23 protein-coding genes are annotated in these 19076 nt (G+C 67.8%); 11 read left to right on the plus strand and 12 right to left on the minus strand.

Annotated elements, in window-relative coordinates:
• Positions 1-81: 81 nt before the first annotated feature.
• Positions 82-597, plus strand: a complete 516-nt coding sequence (fabA, locus tag A9K58_RS11070; RefSeq protein ID WP_005407930.1) for a 3-hydroxyacyl-[acyl-carrier-protein] dehydratase FabA — start codon at positions 82-84, stop codon at positions 595-597.
• The gene (gene fabB, locus A9K58_RS11075) at positions 597-1805 is read left to right on the plus strand and encodes a beta-ketoacyl-ACP synthase I (RefSeq protein WP_065199409.1); all 1209 of its coding nucleotides are present in this window, start codon (positions 597-599) and stop codon (positions 1803-1805) included. The genes fabA and fabB overlap by 1 nt, the downstream gene beginning before the upstream one ends.
• Positions 1806-1937: 132 nt before the next feature.
• Here fabB and A9K58_RS11080 read toward each other — a convergent pair whose 3' ends face one another.
• From A9K58_RS11080 to A9K58_RS11090, 3 genes are read right to left on the minus strand one after another with little or no spacing between them, the layout of a single operon-like run.
• Positions 1938-2621 (minus strand): HAD family hydrolase, encoded by a 684-nt coding sequence (locus A9K58_RS11080; protein WP_065199410.1) that lies wholly within the window; start codon positions 2619-2621, stop codon positions 1938-1940.
• Positions 2618-3319 carry a pseudouridine synthase gene (locus A9K58_RS11085; protein WP_065199411.1) on the minus strand — a complete coding sequence of 234 codons (702 nt, stop codon included), beginning with the start codon at positions 3317-3319 and terminating at the stop codon, positions 2618-2620. Before A9K58_RS11085 ends, A9K58_RS11080 begins: the two co-directional genes overlap by 4 nt.
• Positions 3316-4380 carry a class I SAM-dependent methyltransferase gene (locus A9K58_RS11090; RefSeq protein WP_065199412.1) on the minus strand — a complete coding sequence of 355 codons (1065 nt, stop codon included), beginning with the start codon at positions 4378-4380 and terminating at the stop codon, positions 3316-3318. The genes A9K58_RS11085 and A9K58_RS11090 overlap by 4 nt, the downstream gene beginning before the upstream one ends.
• A gap of 155 nt (positions 4381-4535) precedes the next feature.
• Between A9K58_RS11090 and A9K58_RS11095 the strand changes: the two genes are divergently transcribed.
• Complete coding sequence (locus A9K58_RS11095) at positions 4536-4799, plus strand: hypothetical protein (protein WP_065199413.1); 264 nt, start codon at positions 4536-4538, stop codon at positions 4797-4799.
• An 85-nt stretch (positions 4800-4884) separates the two neighbouring features.
• Here A9K58_RS11095 and A9K58_RS11100 read toward each other — a convergent pair whose 3' ends face one another.
• A complete protein-coding gene (locus A9K58_RS11100) occupies positions 4885-5178 on the minus strand; it encodes a DUF3247 family protein (RefSeq protein WP_065199414.1) in 294 nt (97 codons plus the stop codon).
• 43 nt (positions 5179-5221) lie between these two features.
• Complete coding sequence (locus A9K58_RS11105) at positions 5222-7213, minus strand: hybrid sensor histidine kinase/response regulator (protein ID WP_065199415.1); 1992 nt, start codon at positions 7211-7213, stop codon at positions 5222-5224.
• A gap of 243 nt (positions 7214-7456) precedes the next feature.
• Between A9K58_RS11105 and A9K58_RS11110 the strand changes: the two genes are divergently transcribed.
• Positions 7457-8023: a DUF3016 domain-containing protein gene (locus A9K58_RS11110; RefSeq protein ID WP_065199416.1), complete on the plus strand. Its 567-nt coding sequence runs from the start codon at positions 7457-7459 to the stop codon at positions 8021-8023.
• Positions 8024-8128: 105 nt separating this feature from the next.
• On the opposite strand, the gene alr is transcribed toward A9K58_RS11110, so the two are convergent.
• Together alr and A9K58_RS11120 are read right to left on the minus strand one after the other, a co-directional pair.
• Positions 8129-9199 (minus strand): alanine racemase, encoded by a 1071-nt coding sequence (alr, locus tag A9K58_RS11115; protein WP_065199417.1) that lies wholly within the window; start codon positions 9197-9199, stop codon positions 8129-8131.
• On the minus strand, positions 9178-10482 hold the full coding sequence (locus tag A9K58_RS11120; protein WP_065199418.1) for a D-amino acid dehydrogenase: 1305 nt from the start codon (positions 10480-10482) through the stop codon (positions 9178-9180). The genes alr and A9K58_RS11120 overlap by 22 nt, the downstream gene beginning before the upstream one ends.
• 149 nt (positions 10483-10631) lie before the next feature.
• Here A9K58_RS11120 and A9K58_RS11125 point away from each other — a divergent pair, with 149 nt between their 5' ends.
• Positions 10632-11111 carry a winged helix-turn-helix transcriptional regulator gene (locus tag A9K58_RS11125; RefSeq protein WP_065199419.1) on the plus strand — a complete coding sequence of 160 codons (480 nt, stop codon included), beginning with the start codon at positions 10632-10634 and terminating at the stop codon, positions 11109-11111.
• A 91-nt stretch (positions 11112-11202) separates the two neighbouring features.
• On the opposite strand, the gene A9K58_RS11130 is transcribed toward A9K58_RS11125, so the two are convergent.
• Both A9K58_RS11130 and A9K58_RS11135 read right to left on the minus strand, forming a co-directional pair.
• The gene (locus A9K58_RS11130; protein WP_065199420.1) at positions 11203-11379 is read right to left on the minus strand and encodes a lana protein; all 177 of its coding nucleotides are present in this window, start codon (positions 11377-11379) and stop codon (positions 11203-11205) included.
• 131 nt (positions 11380-11510) lie between these two features.
• A complete protein-coding gene (locus A9K58_RS11135) occupies positions 11511-11885 on the minus strand; it encodes a classical arabinogalactan protein 4 (protein ID WP_065199421.1) in 375 nt (124 codons plus the stop codon).
• Positions 11886-12024: 139 nt separating this feature from the next.
• Here A9K58_RS11135 and msrB point away from each other — a divergent pair, with 139 nt between their 5' ends.
• The 5 genes from msrB to A9K58_RS11160 all read left to right on the plus strand — a co-directional run bounded on the left by msrB (position 12025) and on the right by A9K58_RS11160 (position 15272).
• A complete protein-coding gene (gene msrB / locus A9K58_RS11140) occupies positions 12025-12492 on the plus strand; it encodes a peptide-methionine (R)-S-oxide reductase MsrB (protein WP_065199422.1) in 468 nt (155 codons plus the stop codon).
• A gap of 91 nt (positions 12493-12583) precedes the next feature.
• A complete protein-coding gene (gene motA / locus A9K58_RS11145; protein WP_005407915.1) occupies positions 12584-13438 on the plus strand; it encodes a flagellar motor stator protein MotA in 855 nt (284 codons plus the stop codon).
• A gap of 3 nt (positions 13439-13441) precedes the next feature.
• Positions 13442-14392, plus strand: coding sequence for a flagellar motor protein MotB (motB, locus tag A9K58_RS11150; protein WP_065199423.1), 951 nt, complete (start codon positions 13442-13444; stop codon positions 14390-14392).
• A gap of 96 nt (positions 14393-14488) precedes the next feature.
• Positions 14489-14983 (plus strand): hypothetical protein, encoded by a 495-nt coding sequence (locus A9K58_RS11155; RefSeq protein WP_065199424.1) that lies wholly within the window; start codon positions 14489-14491, stop codon positions 14981-14983.
• A 13-nt stretch (positions 14984-14996) separates the two neighbouring features.
• Complete coding sequence (locus A9K58_RS11160) at positions 14997-15272, plus strand: DUF4031 domain-containing protein (protein WP_065199425.1); 276 nt, start codon at positions 14997-14999, stop codon at positions 15270-15272.
• A 94-nt stretch (positions 15273-15366) separates the two neighbouring features.
• On the opposite strand, the gene A9K58_RS11165 is transcribed toward A9K58_RS11160, so the two are convergent.
• The gene (locus tag A9K58_RS11165) at positions 15367-15909 is read right to left on the minus strand and encodes a DUF6630 family protein (RefSeq protein WP_065199426.1); all 543 of its coding nucleotides are present in this window, start codon (positions 15907-15909) and stop codon (positions 15367-15369) included.
• 90 nt (positions 15910-15999) lie between these two features.
• Between A9K58_RS11165 and A9K58_RS11170 the strand changes: the two genes are divergently transcribed.
• Positions 16000-16248 carry a DUF3297 family protein gene (locus A9K58_RS11170; protein WP_005415112.1) on the plus strand — a complete coding sequence of 83 codons (249 nt, stop codon included), beginning with the start codon at positions 16000-16002 and terminating at the stop codon, positions 16246-16248.
• 147 nt (positions 16249-16395) lie between these two features.
• Here the strand turns inward: A9K58_RS11170 and A9K58_RS11175 are convergent, their stop codons facing one another.
• Together A9K58_RS11175 and A9K58_RS11180 are read right to left on the minus strand one after the other, a co-directional pair.
• A complete protein-coding gene (locus A9K58_RS11175) occupies positions 16396-18045 on the minus strand; it encodes a Na+/H+ antiporter (RefSeq protein ID WP_065199427.1) in 1650 nt (549 codons plus the stop codon).
• A gap of 116 nt (positions 18046-18161) precedes the next feature.
• Complete coding sequence (locus tag A9K58_RS11180; protein WP_065199428.1) at positions 18162-18950, minus strand: dioxygenase family protein; 789 nt, start codon at positions 18948-18950, stop codon at positions 18162-18164.
• Positions 18951-19076 lie beyond the last annotated feature (126 nt).

Genomic DNA, 19076 nt, shown 5'->3' on the forward strand with positions numbered 1-19076 from the left:
GAAATGTTTGATCGGCACAGTTTCCACGGGCATCCTCGAGGACTTGTTTTCCCGTTTACCCCGCTTCCAGGATTGTGCTTCATGACCCGTCTCCACGCGTTCAACCGCGAACAGCTGCTGGCCAGCGCACGCGGTGAACTGTTCGGCACCGCCGCCGGCCGTTTGCCCAACGATCCGATGCTGATGTTCGACCGCATCACTGACATCCGCGAGGACGGCGGACCACATGGCAAGGGCATGGTACGCGCCGAACTGGATATCCGTCCGGACCTGTGGTTCTTCGGCTGCCACTTCATCGGCGATCCGGTGATGCCCGGCTGCCTGGGCCTGGATGCCATGTGGCAGCTGACCGGCTTCTTCCTGACCTGGCTGGGTGCCCCCGGCAAGGGCCGCGCACTGGGCTGTGGCGAAGTGAAATTCACCGGGCAGGTGCTGCCGGAAGCGAAACTCGTCCGCTACGAGATCGACATCAGCCGCGTGATCAACCGCAAGCTGGTGATGGCCCAGTCGGACGCGCGCATGTACGTGGATGACCGCGAAATCTACAGCGCGCGCGACCTGCGCGTCGGCCTGTTCACCGAAACCGGGAGCTTCTGATGCGTCGCGTCGTCATCACCGGCATGGGCATCACCTCCTGCCTTGGCAATGATCTGGATACCGTTTCAGCCGCGCTGCGCGCGGGGCGCTCGGGCATCACCGCGCTGGCCGACCACGCCGAAGCCGGCCTGCGCAGCCAGATCGGTGGCCGCGTCGACCTCGACCTGGACGCGCTGATCGACCGCAAGCAGAAGCGCTTCATGAGTGACGCGGCGGCCTTCGCCTACCTGGCCATGCGCGATGCGATCGCCGATGCCGGGCTCAGCCCGGAACAGGTCAGCGGCCTGCGTACCGGCCTGATCGCCGGTTCCGGCGGCGGCTCCAGCGAATGGCAGGTCGGTGCGGTCGACCTGCTGCGCGAACGTGGCGTGCGCAAGGTCGGCCCGTACATGGTGCCGCGCACGATGTGCTCGACGGTCTCGGCCTGCCTGGCCACCGCCTACCAGATCAAGGGCGTCAGCTACTCGCTGTCGGCCGCCTGCGCGACCTCGGCGCACTGCATCGGCGCCGCCGCGGACATGATCCGCCATGGCGCGCAGGACATCATGTTCGCCGGTGGTGGCGAAGACCTGCACTGGTCGATGAGCGTGATGTTCGATGCGATGGGCGCCCTGTCGACCAGCTTCAACGATACCCCGGCCAGCGCCTCGCGCCCGTACGACAAGGACCGCGACGGCTTCGTCATCGCCGGTGGCGGCGGCATGCTGGTGCTGGAGGACTACGACCATGCCATCGCCCGCGGTGCACGCATCCATGCCGAGCTGATCGGCTATGGCGTGACCTCCGATGGCGCCGACATGGTCGCCCCCTCCGGTGAAGGCGCGGTGCGCTGCATGAAGATGGCGCTGCAGGGCGTTGATCGTCCGCTGGACTACCTCAATACCCACGGCACCTCGACGCCGCTGGGCGATGTCACCGAACTCAACGCGATCCGCGAAGTATTCGGCGACGCGGTGCCGCCACTGTCGTCGACCAAGGCACTGTCCGGGCATTCACTGGGTGCGGCCAGCGTGCACGAGGCGATCTACTGCCTGCTGATGATGCGCGATGGTTTCGTCGCCGGCTCCGCCAACATCGCCGAACTGGACCCGAAGGTGGAGGGCTTCCCGATCCTGCGCGAAAGCCGCGAGCAGACGCTGGATACGGTGATGTCCAACAGCTTCGGCTTCGGCGGCACCAACGCTGCACTGGTGTTCGGGCGGGTGTGAGGGGACAGGTATGCCGACCAACAGTCGGCACCCACCCACGGATGTAGAGCCGAGCCATGCTCGGCTCAATGCCAACCAAGGTTGGCACCTACCATCCCAGTAAAGAGTGCCGACCAGCGGTCGGCACCCACCTTACTTCGGCAGCAGCGGCAGCAGCAGCGCGTGCGCATCCACCAGCGAACCGACGATGCGATGGCCGAGCGCGCGCAGCTCCTCATCCGGGTGCACCAGGTCCGGCACCTGGATCACGGTCATGCCGGCGGCCAGCGCCGCGCGCGTACCCGCGGGCGAATCCTCCAGCGCCAGGCAGCGCTCCGGTGCCTGGCCCAGCCGCTGCGCGGCCAGCAGGTAGATGTCCGGCGCCGGCTTCGGCCGCGCTACGTCGCCACTGGTGATCACCGCGTCGAAGTACGGCAGCAGGCCCGCCGCTCCCAGCTTGCGGTTCGCCCGCGGCTGCCGTGTGGTGGTCGCGACCGCGCGCGGTATCGCATGCGCCTCCAGCAGATCCAGCAGTTCCAGGATGCCGGGCCGCAACGGCAGGCCAGTCTGCGTGCGCGCCTCGTACAGGTCATGGCAGCGTGCAGCCATGGCCTCGATCATCCCGTCCTCGATACCGCGCTGGCGCAGCAGCGCGTGGCTGTCGCGGTCGCCCAGGCCCACCATGCGCACGAAAAAGGTTTCGTCCAGGCCCAGCCCGAATTCCTCGGCGGCCTGGCTCCAGCAGGCCAGCGAGACCCGCTCGCTGTCGATCATCAGGCCGTCCATGTCGAAGATGACGGCATCGGGGAGGAACGGCAACGCAGCAATGGCAGTCATGGAGCGAACAGCGTATCCAGGTCGGTGGGAGCAAGCTGCCGCCATTGCCCTTCGTCCAGCCCTTGCAGGTCCAGTCCGCCGATACGACTGCGGTGCAGGGCCTGCACGTGGTTGCCGGTCGCGGCGAACATGCGGCGTACCTGATGGTAGCGGCCCTCATGCAGCACCAGGCGTGCGCGGCGTGCATCCAGCACTTCGAGTTCAGCCGGCAGCAAGGGGGTCTTCTCGGACTCCAGCATCAGCGTGCCACTGGCGAACAACGCCGCCTCGTCGCCGCGCAGGTCGTCGCTCAGCTCCACTTCGTAGACCTTGGGCAGCTTCGACTTCGGCGAAATGATCCGGTGCAGCAGGCCGCCATCATCGGTGAGCAGCAGCAGGCCGCTGGTCTCGCGGTCAAGGCGGCCGACCGTGGACAGCACCGGGTCGCGATCGCGGAAGCGCGGTGGCAGCAGATCATAGATCAGGCGGCCGGTGTCCTTGGTCGAGCAGGTGTAACCGGCCGGCTTGTGCAGCGCGATCGCCAGCCCCGGCGGCGGATCGAGCGGTTCGCCATCGACACGGATGGCGTCGTGCGGCACCTGGTCATCGGCGTACAGCACCTCGCCGCCGGCATCGGTGACACGGCCCTCGCGGAACATCCACTGCACCTGCTTGCGGCTGCCGTAGCCCAGGTTGGCGATGTGCTTGACCAGCTTCATCGGCCCGTCCCCTTCACCGCTTCCACCAGCTTGAAACCGTCGCGCTCGGCGATCACGCGCACTGCACCGAAGCGATCGTTCAGCGTGTGCTCGTAGGGCAGGTGGCGGTTGGCGACCACGTACAGGCGCCCGCCCGGGCGCAGCGCCTGCGCGGCCACGGCGATGAAGCGCTGGCCGATGTCCGGGCGGTCGGCGCGCGAGGGTGTGTGGAACGGCGGATTGCTGATGATGACGTCGTAGCCCGGCTCGATGCCGGCGGTGACGTCCTGCCACAGGAAGCGCAGCGGCAGCGGCCTTGGCGGCGGTGCGAGGTTCAGTTCGGCCAGCGCCAGCGCGCGCTGCTCGGCCTCGTACAGGTCCAGCGCCGTGATCTTCGGGCAGCGCTCGAGCAGCTCACGTGACAGGTAACCGTAGCCGGCGCCCAGGTCGGCGGCACGCCCGGCCAGATCGGCCGGCAGGTGCTCGGCCAGCAGCGCGGAAGCCGGGTCAATGCGGTCCCAGGCGAACACCCCCGGGCGGCTGAGGAAACGGCCGCCGATGATCGGGCGTACCGCATCCAGCGCCGACCAGCGCCTGGCCAGATCACCGTCGTGCTGGCCCTGTATCGGTGCGGTCCAGTACACACGGCAGTGGTTCTTGGTCAGGCTGCCGCCGAGGCCGGCCAGCTGCTTGAGGTCGCCCTCGCCGGAGCGCGCGCCTTCGTTGTTGGACTGGCAGGCGACAATGCGCCCGCCTTCGGCAACCAGGGCCAGCGCACGGGCAAACAGCGCGCGTGCCTCTTCGCGCTGGCGCGGGGGCAGCACCAGCACCAGCGGGTAGCGGCCCTTGCCGGCCTCATCATCCAGCTGGCCGCTGACGGTCCAACCGGCAGCCTGCTGCAACGGCTGCGTGAACGGGGCAAAGCTCTGCTCGCAATGCACTTCGCGGCTGCCTGCCACTTCGCGCAGCGGCCAGCCATCGCGGGCGCGCAGGAACGCCACCGGGCCATCCGGCCAACGCAGGGCGCCTTGGGAGAACGGCAGGAACAGGGTCTGCAGGGGGGCGTCGTCGCTGGAGGCCATCGGCGCGGGTACTTCAAGCGTGAGGGCCGTCCATTGTACCGGCTCGTCCGGTGCGCCCCCCCAGGCCCTTTGCAAAACCCGAACGAGCCCTTGATGTGCCAGCAACAACGGAACGTTCAGGGTAGGGGCTCCCCCGCAGACCCAGGAGAATCTGCATGCGAGCCTTGTTCGTCGGTGGCGTGGTCGACAACAGCGAAATGGACCTGGAAGGCAGCCATCCGCCCGTGCATTACCCCGAGGACACCGGCGGCGGCCACTCGCGCTACCGGCTGCACCAGATCGGCCGTGGTGCCGACGGCAGCGTGGCCTACGCGGTCTACGGCGCGCCGGACCTGGCCGACGAAGAGGTGGCGAGGGTTGCAGAGGAACGCGCGTACGCGCGCCGGTTCGAGGCGACACCGACCTTGTTCGAGCATTGACCCACCCGTAGCGCCCGGGCCCGCGCTCGGGCGACGGCACGGGCGCACGGGCGGCAGCCGAGCCTGGGCTCGGCACCACATCGGATCAGGATGCCCTGGGTGGCAACCGCCGGATGCTGGCGATCTCGTCCAGCCAGACATGATGCTGCTGCACCGGCGTGTCGTAGTCATCCAGGCGCAGCTGGCCGTTCGTGCCTTCATCGCCGGCCTCGTTGCGGTATTGCTGCACCGTAGGCTTCACCGCGACGGTGCCGAGCAGGCGACGGCCGTCAAGCAGGGTCAATTCCACCTGGTACTCATCGGCCAGCTGCGGCAGCAGGGCTTCCAGGCGCGCGATCTGCGCCGGGTCGGTATGGATGCGGGGAGCTATGCGGGACATCGGCGACCTCCTGCCTGCAGGGTCGCCGATCCGCCGTGAATGCTCAGTGCAGCGCGCTGTCCGGGCGCGCAACCTGCACCCTGCGCACCGCCGCCACCAGTTGCGCCACCGAATACGGCTTGGCGACGTGTTCCTGGAAGCCCGACGCCAGGGCGCGGCGGCGGTCGTCCGCGCGCGCCAGGGCGGTCACCGCCACGGCCGGCAGCGTCGCAGCATCCACGCCCATGTCCTCGCGCAGGGTGCGTACCAGGCCGTAGCCATCCATGCCGGGCATGCCGATGTCGGTCAGGAGCACGTGGTACTGCAGGTGGCCGTTGTCGGCCAGCAGGGCCAGCGCCTCGCCCGCCGAGCTGGCCGCCGACACGCTCGCGCCCTGCTCTTCCAGCATCCGTCGCAGGTATTCCAGCACTTCCGGCTGGTCTTCCACTGCCAGCACGTGCATGCCCCGCAATGGATACGGTTCGGCGATCACCACCGGCTCCAATATCGGCCCACTGATCACCTCGCGCAGCGGGCGACGCTCGGCGTCGGGAATGTACTGCGGCAGGCGCACGGTGAACGTCGAGCCGCGGCCATGGCCCTCACTGGCGGCGGACACTGTGCCACCGTGCAGTTCGACCAGTTGCTGCACGATCGCCAGGCCCAGGCCCAGGCCGCCATGGCGGCGCGTGGTCGTGCCATCGGCCTGGCGGAAGCGGCTGAACAGATGGTTGATGAACTCAGGCGCGATGCCGTCGCCGGTGTCGCGCACGCTGATCACCCACTGGTTGCCGTCGGCCTCCAGCTGCAGGTCGATGCGGCCTTCGGCCGGGGTGAACTTGATTGCATTCGACAGCAGGTTCCAGAACACCTGCTGCAGGCGGGTGGCATCGCCAAGCACCGGGCTGGGCTGCGCGGGCAGGTGCAGGTGCACATCCAGCGCCTTGCCTTCGGCCACCAGCTCCTGCGCCCCGATGGCTTCGCCCAGCAGTTCGCGCAGGTCCAGCACTTCCACTTCCAGCTGCACCTTGCCCAGCAGCATGCTGCTGAGATCCAGCATGTCCGAGATCAGGCGCTTCTGCGCGGCGGCGCTGTTGGCGATCACATTCAGGCCCTTGTACAGCGGACTGGTGCTGTCCACCCGCTGCAGCAGCAGTTCGCTCCAGCCGAGCATGGTGGTCAGTGGCGTGCGCAGCTCGTGCGACAGCGTGGCCAGGAACTCATCCTTCAGCCGTGCCATGTTCTCGGCCGCACTGCGCGCGGCGCGCTCGGACTGCAGCAGCTCTTCGCGCGCCAGCTCGATCTCGCGGCGCTCGGTCACATCCGGGCTGCTGCCAGCCAGGCCGATGAAGCGGCCCATGCGCGAGAAACGCGGGCGCGCGTTCATTTCCAGCCATCGCCAGCGCCCATCTGCACGGCGCGCGCGCACCAGGGCGTGCATCGAGCGCTGCGCCTTCAGCGCCTCCTGCAGCTCATATTCAAATACCGACGCGTCGTCCGGATGCACCAGGCCGCGCCAGACATCTTCCGGTACGCGTGTCTCGTCGCCACCGAAGAACTCGCTGAAGGCACTGTTGACGAAGCGGGCGTGGCCGCGCTCGTCCAGCACCCACACCGGCATGGGCAGGCCGTCGGCCAGCGCACTGAAACGGGCTTCGCTTTCGCCCAGTTCCACTTCCATCTGCTTGCGGGCGGTGATGTCGAAGAACAGGATGCCGACTTTGTCCTCGCCCGGCCGGCCCACGCGAACCGCGTCGACGGCGAACGAGCGCCCCAGCGCACGCGCTTCCATCTCGAACTGCGCCGGGCGGCCACTGCGCGCCACCTCGCCGTAGATGCGGAACCAGTCCTGCTCGTGGTTGGGTTCCAGCGCGGTCATGCGCTTTCCCAGTGCGTCCTTCAGGCCGGTGTGGCGCTCGAAGGCGTCGTTGACCTCGATGAATCGGTAGTCCACCGCACGGTCGCCTTCGAACAGCACCTGGATCACGCAGAAACCGGCGTTGATGCGCTCAAGCACGCCATGATGCAGGTCAGGTTCGGGCGCTGGCACCATCATCGGTGGGCGCTCCACAAGGGGCGGCAGTGTGGACAAGGGCGTCGTTACGGGCCGGACGGGAGGCACAGCATCATCCAAAGGGCGTATTCGCAGCGTCAAGCGCCGTCAGTCATGGTTGACGACAATGAATTGGCGGCAACCGCCCTTGCGCCTGACGTAATCGGCCATTGCTGTCGTCTATCAGCAGGATCACACTCGATCCGTGATCAACATTGTCCCCGTGGAGGGACGCAGGAGACCGCCATGAACCGCTCTCTCGCGACCGCCCTGCTGCTGGCAGGCGCCCTGGTGGCGGGCAGCGCCAGCGCTGCACCGCGCACCGTAACCGCCCCGGATGCACCACGGGCGTTGCAGGCCGACGGGCCGGTCAGCGTGAAATGGGAGGATCCGGCCAGGTTTACCGAGATCCGCCAGAGCACCAACCGTTTCGAGGCCGAACGCGGCGACTGGGTGCAGCAGCTGGCCCGCTACATCCAGACCACCGCCGCCAAGCCGTTGCAGCCGGGGCAGACGCTGGAGGTCACCCTGGTCGACATCAAGCGCGCGGGCGACTATGAACCCTGGCACGGCCCGAATGGCCGCGATATCCGGATCATGCGCGACATCTACCCGCCGCGGATCACGCTGCGATACACGCTCAAGGACGCGCAGGGCCGCATCGCCAGCGAGGGCGACGCGCGCCTCAGCGATAGCGGTTACCTGCACAACCTGGGCCTGAAGAGCGAAAGCGACCCGCTGCGCTACGAAAAGCGCCTGATCGACGACTGGGTGAAGCGCGAGCTGGCGACGCAGGCCAAGGCTGCACGTTGAACCCGAGCGGCGCGACCCGCCGGCAGGTGCCGACCTTGGTCGACACGCATCCAGCACGCCGACCAAGGTCGGCCGCTATCAGGGCCATGCGCGGCCAGCGTTCCGTCAGTCCCGATAGACCCTGGCCACGCGCTTGACCGCGCACGGCAGCTGGTAGGCGCTCACGCCGCAGCGTGGCGCCAGTTCCGCCAGCGTGGGCGCGCTGCCCCACAGTTCCACCACACTGCCGACACCGGCCTGCGGGTGTGCGGTCAGGTCCACGGTCAGCATGTCCATCGAGACGCGGCCGATCAGCCAGCCAGGCTGGCCATCGATCAGCACCGGGGTGCCGTTGGGCGCGAACTGCGGGTAACCGTCGGCGTACCCCAGCGCGACCACGCCCACGCGGGTGCGCACCCTGGCCACGAACCGGGCGCCATAGCCCACCGGCTCGCCCGCTTCGATCCAGCGCTCGGCAATCACCCTGGACTGCATCGTCATCACCGGGCGCAGGCGCGCAGTCAGTGCCGTGTTGTCCGGCAGCGGGTTGGCGCCATACAGCATCAGGCCCGGGCGCACCCAATCGCTGCGCACATCCGGCCAGCCCAGCAATGCCGGGGAGTTGCACACGCTGGTCTCACCTTCCAGGCCATCGATGGCACGGGCGAAGGTCGCCGCCTGTTCGTGGGTGCGTTCACTGTCCAGCTCATCGGCGCGCGCCAGGTGGGTCATCAGCACGATGCGCTCGACCTGCGGCAGCGCCGACAGGCGCGCGTGCGCGGCACGGAAGCTGTCCACGTCCAGGCCGAGGCGGTGCATGCCGCTGTCCAGCTTCAGCCATACCGTCAACGGCCGCGGGCTGTCGAACGCGGCCAGTGCTTCCAGCTGCCACGGCGAACCCACGGCGAACCAGAAATCGTGTTCGGCCACCAGCGCCATGTCACTGGGCTCGAAGATGCCTTCCAGCAGCAGGATCGGCGCACGGATGCCGGCCTGGCGCAGCTCCAGTGCCTCTTCGATGGTGGCCACGCCGAAACCATCGGCTTCGCCCTCCAGCGCCTGCGCACAGCGCACCGCGCCATGCCCATAGGCGTCGGCCTTGATGATCGCCAGCGCCTTGCCGCCGCCCAGTTCACGGGCCAGGCGATAGTTGCTGCGCAGGGCGCCGAGGTCGATCAGCGCGCGGGCAGGACGCATGTGCGGTTCTCATGTTGCGGGACGTGACCGTACTGGCCGTAGCGGAAGATATCCAGGCCCTCGGTGCTGATCTGCGGCTGGCGCGCGCTCATCAGGTCGGCCAGGTAACGACCCGAACCGCAGGCCATGGTCCAGCCCAGCGTGCCGTGGCCGGTGTTGAGATACAGGTTGCGGAACGGGGTGGCGCCGATCACCGGCGTGCCGTCCGGCGTGGCCGGGCGCAGGCCGGTCCAGAATTGCGCGCGCGACAGGTCACCGCCCTTCGGGTACAGGTCGCTGACCACCAGCTCCAGGGTCTGGCGGCGGCGCGGCGACAGCGACAGGTCGAAGCCGGCCACTTCGGCCATGCCACCGACGCGGATGCGGTCATCGAAACGGGTCACCGCCACCTTGTAGCTCTCATCGAGGATGGTCGAAGTCGGTGCCATCGCCGGATCGGTGATCGGCAGCGTCAGCGAGTAGCCCTTCAGCGGGTACACCGGCAGGCGCATGCCCAGCGGTGCCACCAGCGCCGGCGAATAGCTGCCCAGCGCGACAACGTAGCGATCGGCGGTTTCCAGCTTGCCGTCGATGCGCACGCCGGCGATGCGGTCGCCATCGGACTCCAGGCCGGTGATGTCCTGGTCGAAGCGGAATTCGACGCCGGCATCCGCGCACATCTGTGCCAGGCGGCGGGTGAACAGCTGGCAGTCGCCGGTCTGGTCACGCGGCAGACGCAACGCGCCGACCAGGCCGTCGACGTGCGCCAGCGCCGGTTCGGCCTTGACGATGCCGGCGCGGTCCAGCACCTCGTACGGTACGCCGTACTGGGCCAGGATCTCGATGTCCTGCGCCGAGGCATCCAGCTGCTGCTGGGTGCGGAACAGCTGGGTGGTGCCGAGGTCGCGGCCTTCGAATTCGATGCCGATCTGCGCACGCAGCTCGTTCAGGCAGTCGCGGCTGTACTCGGACATGCGCACCATGCGCGCCTTGTTGATCGCGTAGCGCTCGTGGGTGCAGTTGCGCAGCATCTGCCACAGCCAACGGTACTGGGCCAGGTCCATGCCTGGCTTGATCGCCAGCGGCGCATGCTTCTCGAACAGCCAGCCGATCGCCTTCTTCGGCACGCCCGGAGCCGCCCACGGCGAGGTGTAGCCGAAGGACAGCTGGCCGGCGTTGGCGAAGCTGGTCTCCAGCGCGGGGCCGGGCTGGCGGTCGATGACCGTGACTTCAAACCCGGCCTGCCGCAGGTACCAGGCACTGGTGGTGCCGATCACGCCGCTGCCGAGAACTAGGACTCGCATGGGACTTCTCCAACCCGATCATTCCCTGCACTGGAGCGCGCGGGGACCATAATTGGGGAAGTATAGACAGCCAATACCAGTCGATTTGCCTGATTTGCGATCAACCGGCAGGATGTTCTCCTGCAATTCATTCCCCAAGGTTGACGGCCATGGCCACCCGTACCCGCGAACTGGACAAGATCGACCGCAAGATCCTGCGCATCCTGCAGGCCGAGGGCCGCATGTCCTTCACCGAACTGGGTGAGCGGGTCGGCCTGTCGACCACCCCGTGCACCGAGCGCGTGCGCCGGCTGGAGCGCGAAGGGGTGATCACCGGCTACCACGCCCACCTGGACCCGGCCGCGGTGAAGGCCAGCCTGCTGGTGTTCGTGGAGATCAGCCTGGCCTACAAATCCGGCGACATCTTCGAGGAATTCCGCCGCGCGGCGCTGAAGCTCCCCAACGTGCTGGAGTGCCACCTGGTCTCGGGCGACTTCGATTACCTGCTGAAAGCGCGGATCAGCGAGATGGCCTCCTACCGCAAGCTGCTCGGCAGCACGCTGCTGACACTGCCGCATGTGCGCGAGTCGAAGAGCTACATCGTGATGGAAGAAGTGAAGGAGACGCTGAGCCTGCCGATTCCGGACTGAGGCCCGCACAGGACTGGGGTCAGAGCCCGCGGTGCGGGATCCGACCCCGGTCGGGATCAGGCAAGGGGTCGGATCCCGGTCGTGGCGACCGTCAGCGCTGCTGCGGGTGCTTCTGCGAGCGCTGTTCCTGCTGCTTGCCGCTCTTGTGCTGCTGCGGCTCCATCTGCTGCTGTTGTTGCTGTTGTTGTGGGTTGCGGCCCTGCGGTTCCTTGCCGGGATGACGGTTCTGCGGGCTTTTCATGATCGCGATCCAGTGGACGAAGGACATGCGGCGGCGGGATGCCGGCGCAGGGCTACGGTGGTCCCGGAACGGTTAATCACAGGCGAAAAAGCAGTGATCGGTACACCATCGTTTTCGTGCGTTCAGGCCACGGCCGCCGCCGCCCGGCCCGGAGCGGGTCAGCGCTTGATCTGCTGCCCGTCGCCGGCCGGCACGCTGTCGTAATAGCGGCCGGTGCGCGAATCGAACACCCGGTTCGGTCCGGCCGGGCGCACCCCGGGGACGATGCGGCCATTGCGGTCGTAGACCTTGTCGGCGGGCTTGGGGGTCGGTGCGGGCACGACCTGGGCCGGACCGGTGGACTTGATCGGCTGCGCCGGCTGCGGCGAAGGCAGCAGCTGTGGCTGCGGCCGGGCCGCCTGGGGCGGTGGTGCCACCGGCTGCGGCGCCACGGTGGTCGCGCTGCGGGTGGCCGTCGGGTCGGGGGTGGGCACCTGGGCCAGCGCCAGTGCGGGCAACAGGGCGATCAACAACAGGGGAAGGGTCGGCTTCATGGCACGCTCCGGCGTGTATGGCACTCACCTTGCGCCTGCACCTGTGTGCCGCCCATGAACGGCCATCACACTTGCAAGGCAGGCCCCGCACCCCCACGTTTGCCGGCATCCCCAGGCCATCGACCCACGGAGAGCCGGCATGACTGCCTTCGACCTGACGCCCCCCACTGCCAACCAGACCGAGGCGCTGGTCGCCGGCCTCAGCAGCGAGGAACGCCGTGTGTTGTTGCAGCACGGCACCGAAGCGCCGTTCTGCGGCGTGTTCCTCGACAACAAGCGCGAGGGCGTCTACTGCTGCCGGCTGTGCGCGCTGCCGCTGTTCCGCTCCAGCACCAAGTTCGATTCCGGCACCGGCTGGCCCAGCTTCTTCGCCCCGTTCGACCCGGCGCATGTGCGCGAGATCCGCGATACCAGCCACGGCATGGTCCGCACCGAGATCACCTGCGCACGCTGCGGCAGCCATCTGGGCCACGTGTTCCCGGACGGTCCGCCGCCCACCTACGAGCGCCACTGCCTGAACTCCGTCTCACTTTCCTTCGTCGGCAATGGCGAGCCCTGGCCCGATCCGCTACAGCGTGGCGGCGCCGAAGCCGGTGTGGCCGGCTGAAACACCCCGCTGACCGATTTCACAGAATTCCCTCTTCAGAAACCCGGGCGACGGGCCGACAAGGAGATATCCCCTCTCCCTGCGTCGCCCCATGCTCATCATCGTTGGATTCCTGGTCGTCATCATCAGCGTGATCGGGGGCTACCTCGGTGCCCACGGCCGCCTGGGTGCCCTCTGGCAGCCCTACGAGCTGGTCATCATCGGCGGCGCCGCGCTCGGCGCGTTCCTGGTCGGCACGCCGGCCAAGACGGTCAAGCAGACCCTGCAGGCCATGGTCGGCGTGTTCAAGGGCCCGCGCTACAAGCAGCAGGACTACATCGATGTGCTCAGCCTGCTCTACGAACTGCTCAACAAGGCCCGCCGCGAAGGCTTCATGGCGCTGGAAGACCATGTCGAGCGGCCGGCCGAGAGCGCGCTGTTCGGCAACTACCCCAAGGTGCAGGCCGACCACCACCTGATCGACTTCATCACCGACTGCCTGCGCCTGATGATCGGCAGCAACATCGAGCCGCATGAGCTCGAGCCGCTGCTGGAACTGGAACTGGAAAAGCACCATGCCGAGGCCATGGCACCGTCGCAGGTGCTGACCAAGGTCGCCGACGGACTGCCCGGTTTCGGCATCGTGGCGGCGGTGCTGGGCATCGTCATCACCATGGGCTCGATCGGCGGCGACATCGTCGAGGTGGGTGGCCACGTGGCCGGCGCGCTGGTCGGCACCTTCCTCGGCATCCTGCTGGGCTATGGCTTCGTCGGCCCGATGGCCGCCGCCATGGAAGCGCGCGCCGAGCAGGACAGCCGCATCTACGAATCGGTGAAGACCGCCCTGCTGGCCTGCCTGCGCGGCTACAACCCGAAGATCGCGCTGGAATTCGCCCGCAAGACGCTGCCGTCGAACGTGCGCCCGGCCTTCTCCGATTTCGAGCAGCATCTGAAGACGGTCAAGTAAGCCATGGCCGAGACCAAGCCCACTGTCATCGTCCGCCGGGTCAGGAAAGCCGGCCACGCCGCCCACCACGGTGGCTCGTGGAAGGTGGCCTATGCCGACTTCGTGACCGCGATGATGGCCTTCTTCCTGGTGCTGTGGCTGATGGCCACCACCAACAAGAACGACCGTGCGGCCATTTCCGAGTACTTCCGCAACCCCAGCCCGTTGAGCGGGCAGAACGCCACGCCGGCGCCCGGCATGGCCGGCCCGGGCGGCGCCAGCACATCGATGATCAAGCTGGGCGGCGCCACCGACATCTCGCGCGGCAGCAGCAACGATCCCTTCCAGAACCAGAAGGAAGCGGTGCCGCAGCCGGCGGACCCGCAGCAGCACGACAAGCAGCAGCTGGAAGCACTGATGAAGGAACTGCAGGAAGCGATCAGCCGGAGCCAGGCACTGGAACCGTTCAAGGACCAGCTGCTGCTGGACCTGACCCCGGAAGGCCTGCGCATCCAGATCGTGGACAAGCAGAACCGGCCGATGTTCGACCTTGGCAGCGCCACGCTCAAGCCCTACACGCAGCAGATCCTTCACGAGCTGGCCGAGTACCTGAACCACGTGCCGAACCGGATCAGCCTGACCGGCCATACCGACATCACCGCCTATTCGGCCGCGCGCGGCTACGGCAACTGGGAACTGAGCGCCGACCGCGCCAACGCCGCTCGCCGTGCACTGGTGGACGGCGGCCTGGAGGACAGCAAGATCACCCGCGTGGTCGGCCTGTCGTCGTCGGTGCTGTTCGACAAGGCTGACCCGCAGAACCCGATCAACCGCCGCATCAGTATCGTGGTGATGACCCAGGCCGCCGAAGCGGCCGCGCTGGCGGGTGCCGGCCCGCAGGTGGGGCTGTCGGCGCCCACCACCGACCCGGACGTGCAGGCCGCACAGGGTGAGGCAGCGCCCGTAGCACGCTGAACCGGGGTCAGACCCCTTTCCATGGAAAGGGATCTGACCCCGCCTGCGCGCGGCCGCTACAATGACGGTCTTTCCGTTTCCAGGTGATCCCACCTCATGTCCCAGAACTCCAAGGCCAAGCGCGACAAGCGCAAGAAGCAGCAGGCCAAGCGCCCGTTCCTGCGCCTGAACGCCCAACAGCAGGTACAGAACCATGCCGTGCTGACCAACGAAGACGGCCAGGTCGTGGCGGCCATCGGCCTGCAGGGCCGTGAGTGGCTGCTGGCCATCGGCGGCCAGACCATGGGCAACGCCGAGAACCCGGTGCCAATGCTGGCCATGCTCAAGCACCTGGCCAACGTGCAGGAGAAGGAAGGCCGCAAGGTCAACCTGGAGTACTCCGAACTGCTGCAGAAGCTGCTGGACACCCTGGCGGCCGAGGCCGGCCAGACTGCCGACGAATACCTGGACAAGCTGGTCGCCGAATTCGAAGGCGTCGACGCTGCTGAAGGCGAGGAAGGCGAAGCCGCCGACGGCGAAGTGGCCGAAGAAGCCGCTGCCGAGGCCACCCCGGCCGCCGACAGCGACAGCGACAGCAAGCCGCAGGCCTGAACCGGCCGCGGCGGTGGCGGTCTACGTCGATGACGCGGTGCATCCCTGGCGCGGGCAGCGCTGGGCGCACCTGATGGCCGACACCCTGGCCGAGCTGCACGCCATGGCCGCGCAGCTCGGCATTCCGCCGCGCGCCTTCCAGAACAAGGCCAGCGGCGCCCATTACGATGTCACTGCCGAGCTGCGCGCACAGGCGATCGCGCTCGGTGCCCGTGCGATTTCCCGGCACACCGACCGCGAGCTGGTCAAAGCGGTGATCGCCAACGCCCGGGCGCAATACCGGCCATAGGCTCGGCTGCCGTTTGCCTCCTGTAGTGCCGAGCCGATGCTCGGCTGCTCTAGGCGAAATGCAGCCGAGCGTGGGCTCGGATCTACAGGCCCGATCAGAACGGGTCGCTGCCCAGCCGGATTTCCACGTTCAGCAGCGAGCACAGCGCCAGCATCGCGTCATCGTCACGGGTCAACGCCATCACCCCGGTGAAGCCATCACTGCCGGCATCCACGCTCCACAGCGTGTAGTTATGCTCGCGCAGGCGGTCGAAGGCGGTGGCCATCAGCTGCACGCCGTCCAGGCCGTCGGTGAAGTCCTCGTCGTCCAGGTCCCCGCCCCAGTCCAGCTGCAGGTTGAAGCGCGCCGACAGCTCGTTCACCGCGGAAACCAGCGCCTCCAGGTCATCGCGCTCGACCTCGAAGCCGGATTGCCAGCCGATCGCGGCGAGCAACGATGGCAGCCAGTCTGCGTCGGGTTCCAGCGGCTCGCCGGCCTCGGCCAGCAGCTCGCGCCAGCGGTTGAACTGCTGCAGGGCCAGCTCTTCGTCGCCCGGATTGATCAGCACCAGCAGGTTCCAGACCCGCGCCTCGAAGCCCTCCTCGTCGAAGTCGTGGATGTCTTCCTCGAAGTCGAAATAGTCGCTGTTGTCGGGCATGGCGGAACGTCCTCTGGGGCAGGCCGGCATTCTACGGTTTATCCTGTGCCGCTGAAGCCGGCCTTGGTGGCCGTCACTGTGAATGAAGCGATGAGCGATACCCCTCCCGACCACCTGGCGATCAACCCGGCCAGCCCCTTCCATGATGCGCAGGCGCTGGAGCGCGGCGTCGGCGTGCGTTTCAACGACGTCGAGCGCGACAACGTCGAGGAATACTCGGTCAGCGAAGGCTGGATCCGCGTGCAGGCCGGCAAGGCCCGCGACCGCCGTGGCAACCCGATGACCATCAAGGTCAAGGGCAAGGTCGAGGTGTATTTCCTGGACCAGAAGCCGGAGTAACCGGCACCGGCATGTAGAGCCGAGCCTGTGCTCGGCTGCTTTTCGTTCCGGGTTCATGACGCCTGAAGCAAGCGCAGCCGAGCATGGGCCCGGCTCTACATGCCAGGGCGGAATCCGCGTCAGCGTCAGCAACGCCCGGTCCCAGGGTCATTCGCGCTTGCGCGACTCCAGCAGGTCCAGGTTGCGGATCAGGCGCCGCGAGATCTCATCGGAGATCACCCCGCGCCGGGTCAACCGGAACAGTTCCTCACGCTCGGCATTGAGGCCGGCGCTGCGCAGCTGGCGGTAACCCAGCTCCATGCGCCGCACCTTCTCCGGGTCCACGTCGGGCCCATCGTTGTCCTTCTCCAGGTGCCGCTGGTACAGCAGGCTCACCCGCGAAGCGGCATCGTTGTACAGTTGCACGTTTTCGGTGTTCTGGTTCATCACCAGTTGCTGGCGCATGCGTTCGACCCCGGCCAGCGCGGCCTTCGACGACAGCCGGCGTGCCAGGTCTTCTTCCTTGCGCTCGCCCGAATCGGCCGGCAGCTGCAGGCCCTTCAGCAACTGCGGCAGTGCCACGCTGGCGCCCACCAGCGAGAACAGGATCACCGCTGCGGCCAGGAAGATCACCAGGTCACGCGCGGGGAACGGGCTGCCATCGGGCAGGAACAGCGGCAGGGTCAGCACACCGGCCAGGGTGATCGCACCGCGCACGCCCGCCACCGAGGTGGCCACCACGATGCGCCAGTTCGGCGCCTCGCCACGCTCCAGGCCACGGCGGCGTGCACGCAGCAGGTTCCAGCGCAACGACAGCCATACCCACAGCAGGCGCAGCACGACCAGGGCCAGGTTGATCACCACCACGTAGACCAGCAGCCACCACGCACTCTGGTGGCCGCTCTCGTTCATGGTCGTCATGGCTCGCTCGACGATGCCTGGCAACTGCTCGCCCAGCAGCACGAACATGATGCCGTTGAAGCTGAACTGCAGCATGTTCCAGACCCCGGCGCGCTGCACCCGCATGCTGCCGGACACGCGGCCGGTCAGCTCCACGTAGCTCATCGCAATGCCCGCGGCGACCGCAGCGAGGATGCCGGACGCATGGATCTCTTCGGCCAGCAGGTAGGCGGCGAACGGAATCAGCAGATTGACCAGCATCGCCGCGCCGGGCTCCTCGCCGAAGCGACGCCACAGCCAGCGCTGGAAGGTGGACACGCCGAGGGTGACCGCCACGCCCACCGCCAGGCCGGCCACCGCCACCCACACGAACGTCAGCGAAGCGGTCGCCAGCGAGAAGGTACCGGTCATCACCGCCGCCACCGCGAAGCGGAAACAGACCAGGCCGGACGCATCGTTGAGCAGCGACTCGCCTTCGAGGATGTGCATCAGGCGCTTGGGAATCGGTGCCTTGGAGGCGATCGCACCGACCGCCACCGGATCGGTCGGCGAGACGATCGCTGCCAGCGCGAAGCACACGGCCAGCGGCATCACCGGAATCATCCAATGGATCAGCAGGCCGGCGCCGATGACGGTGAACACCACCAGGCCGAACGCCAGCTCCAGGATCGCCCCCTTGTCGCGGAACAGGCCCTGCTTGGGAATGCGCCAGCCATCGAGGAACAGCAGCGGTGGCAGGAACAGCAGGAAGAACACTTCCGGTTCCAGTGCATGACCGCGATTGAACACACCGGCGATGACCGCGCCCAGGCCGATCTGCACCAACGGCAGCGGCAACGAGAACGGCAGGACGCGAACCAGGTAGCCGCTGGCGACAACGGCCACCAGCATCGCCAGGACGACTTCGATGGTATGCATGCTTCTTCCAGGAAGCGGCGCGCGGGGAGGCTCGGGGCCAGCGCCGGATACCCGGAAAAAACTATCACACGCTGCCGCCATCGCGACGGCGGCGCTGGCGGCGCGTCAGCCCCGGCTCATGCCCCGTCGAAGCGGTACAGGTCCATGGCGAGGAAGCCGGCATCGATGCCGGCGTCGATGCGGTGGGCCCCGAAGCTGCCCTCGCCCGCCGCGCCCATCGCGAAGAACAGCGGCAGCAGGTGCTCGTCGGTGGGGTGCGCGCGTTCGGCGAACGGCGCCTGCCGGCGGTAATCGAACAGGGCCTGGCGGTCATCGGCGGCCAGCCGCTGCTCCACCCACTCGATGAAGGGCCGCACGTACGGCGCTTCCTTGCCGTCCTGGTAGTCGCCCCAGTCCTGCAGGTTGTGGGTGATGCTGCCCGAGCCGACCAGCAGCACGCCCTGCTCGCGCAGTGGTGCCAGCGCGCGGCCCAGCGCGAACTGGTGCTCGGGGCCGAGCAGCGGCTGGATCGACAGCGGCACCACCGGAATGTCGGCCTGCGGCCGCAGCAGCCGCAGCGGCACCCACGCGCCATGGTCCAGGCCGCGCTGCGGGTCGAGCGCCACTGGCAGGCCGGCAGCGGCGATGCGGCCAGCCACCTCTTCGGCCAGCGCCGGATCGCCCGGCGCCGGGTACTGCAGTTCGAACAGCGCGCGCGGGAAACCGCCGAAATCATGGATCGTCGGCGGCCGCGGATGCGCACCAACCAGCGGCTGCCGGCCCAGCCAGTGCGCCGAGGCCATCACGATGGCGCGCGGCGTCGGCAGGTCGCGCGCCAACTCGGCCAGGCGCACGCCGACCTGGCCCGGATGCAGGGCGGTCATCGGCGAACCGTGGGAGATGTACAGCGAGGGCAGGCGGGACATGGAATCCTCCAGTTGCGTAATCAGCCGGCCGTCGGCGCATGGACCAGGAAACGCACACGCCGGGGAGCAGCCGGCACAGGTTATTGCGCCCTCGCGGAATGATAAATACGATCGTTGGACCGAATT

It is taken from the genome of Stenotrophomonas maltophilia (assembly GCF_001676385.1).
Taxonomy (GTDB): domain Bacteria; phylum Pseudomonadota; class Gammaproteobacteria; order Xanthomonadales; family Xanthomonadaceae; genus Stenotrophomonas; species Stenotrophomonas maltophilia_J.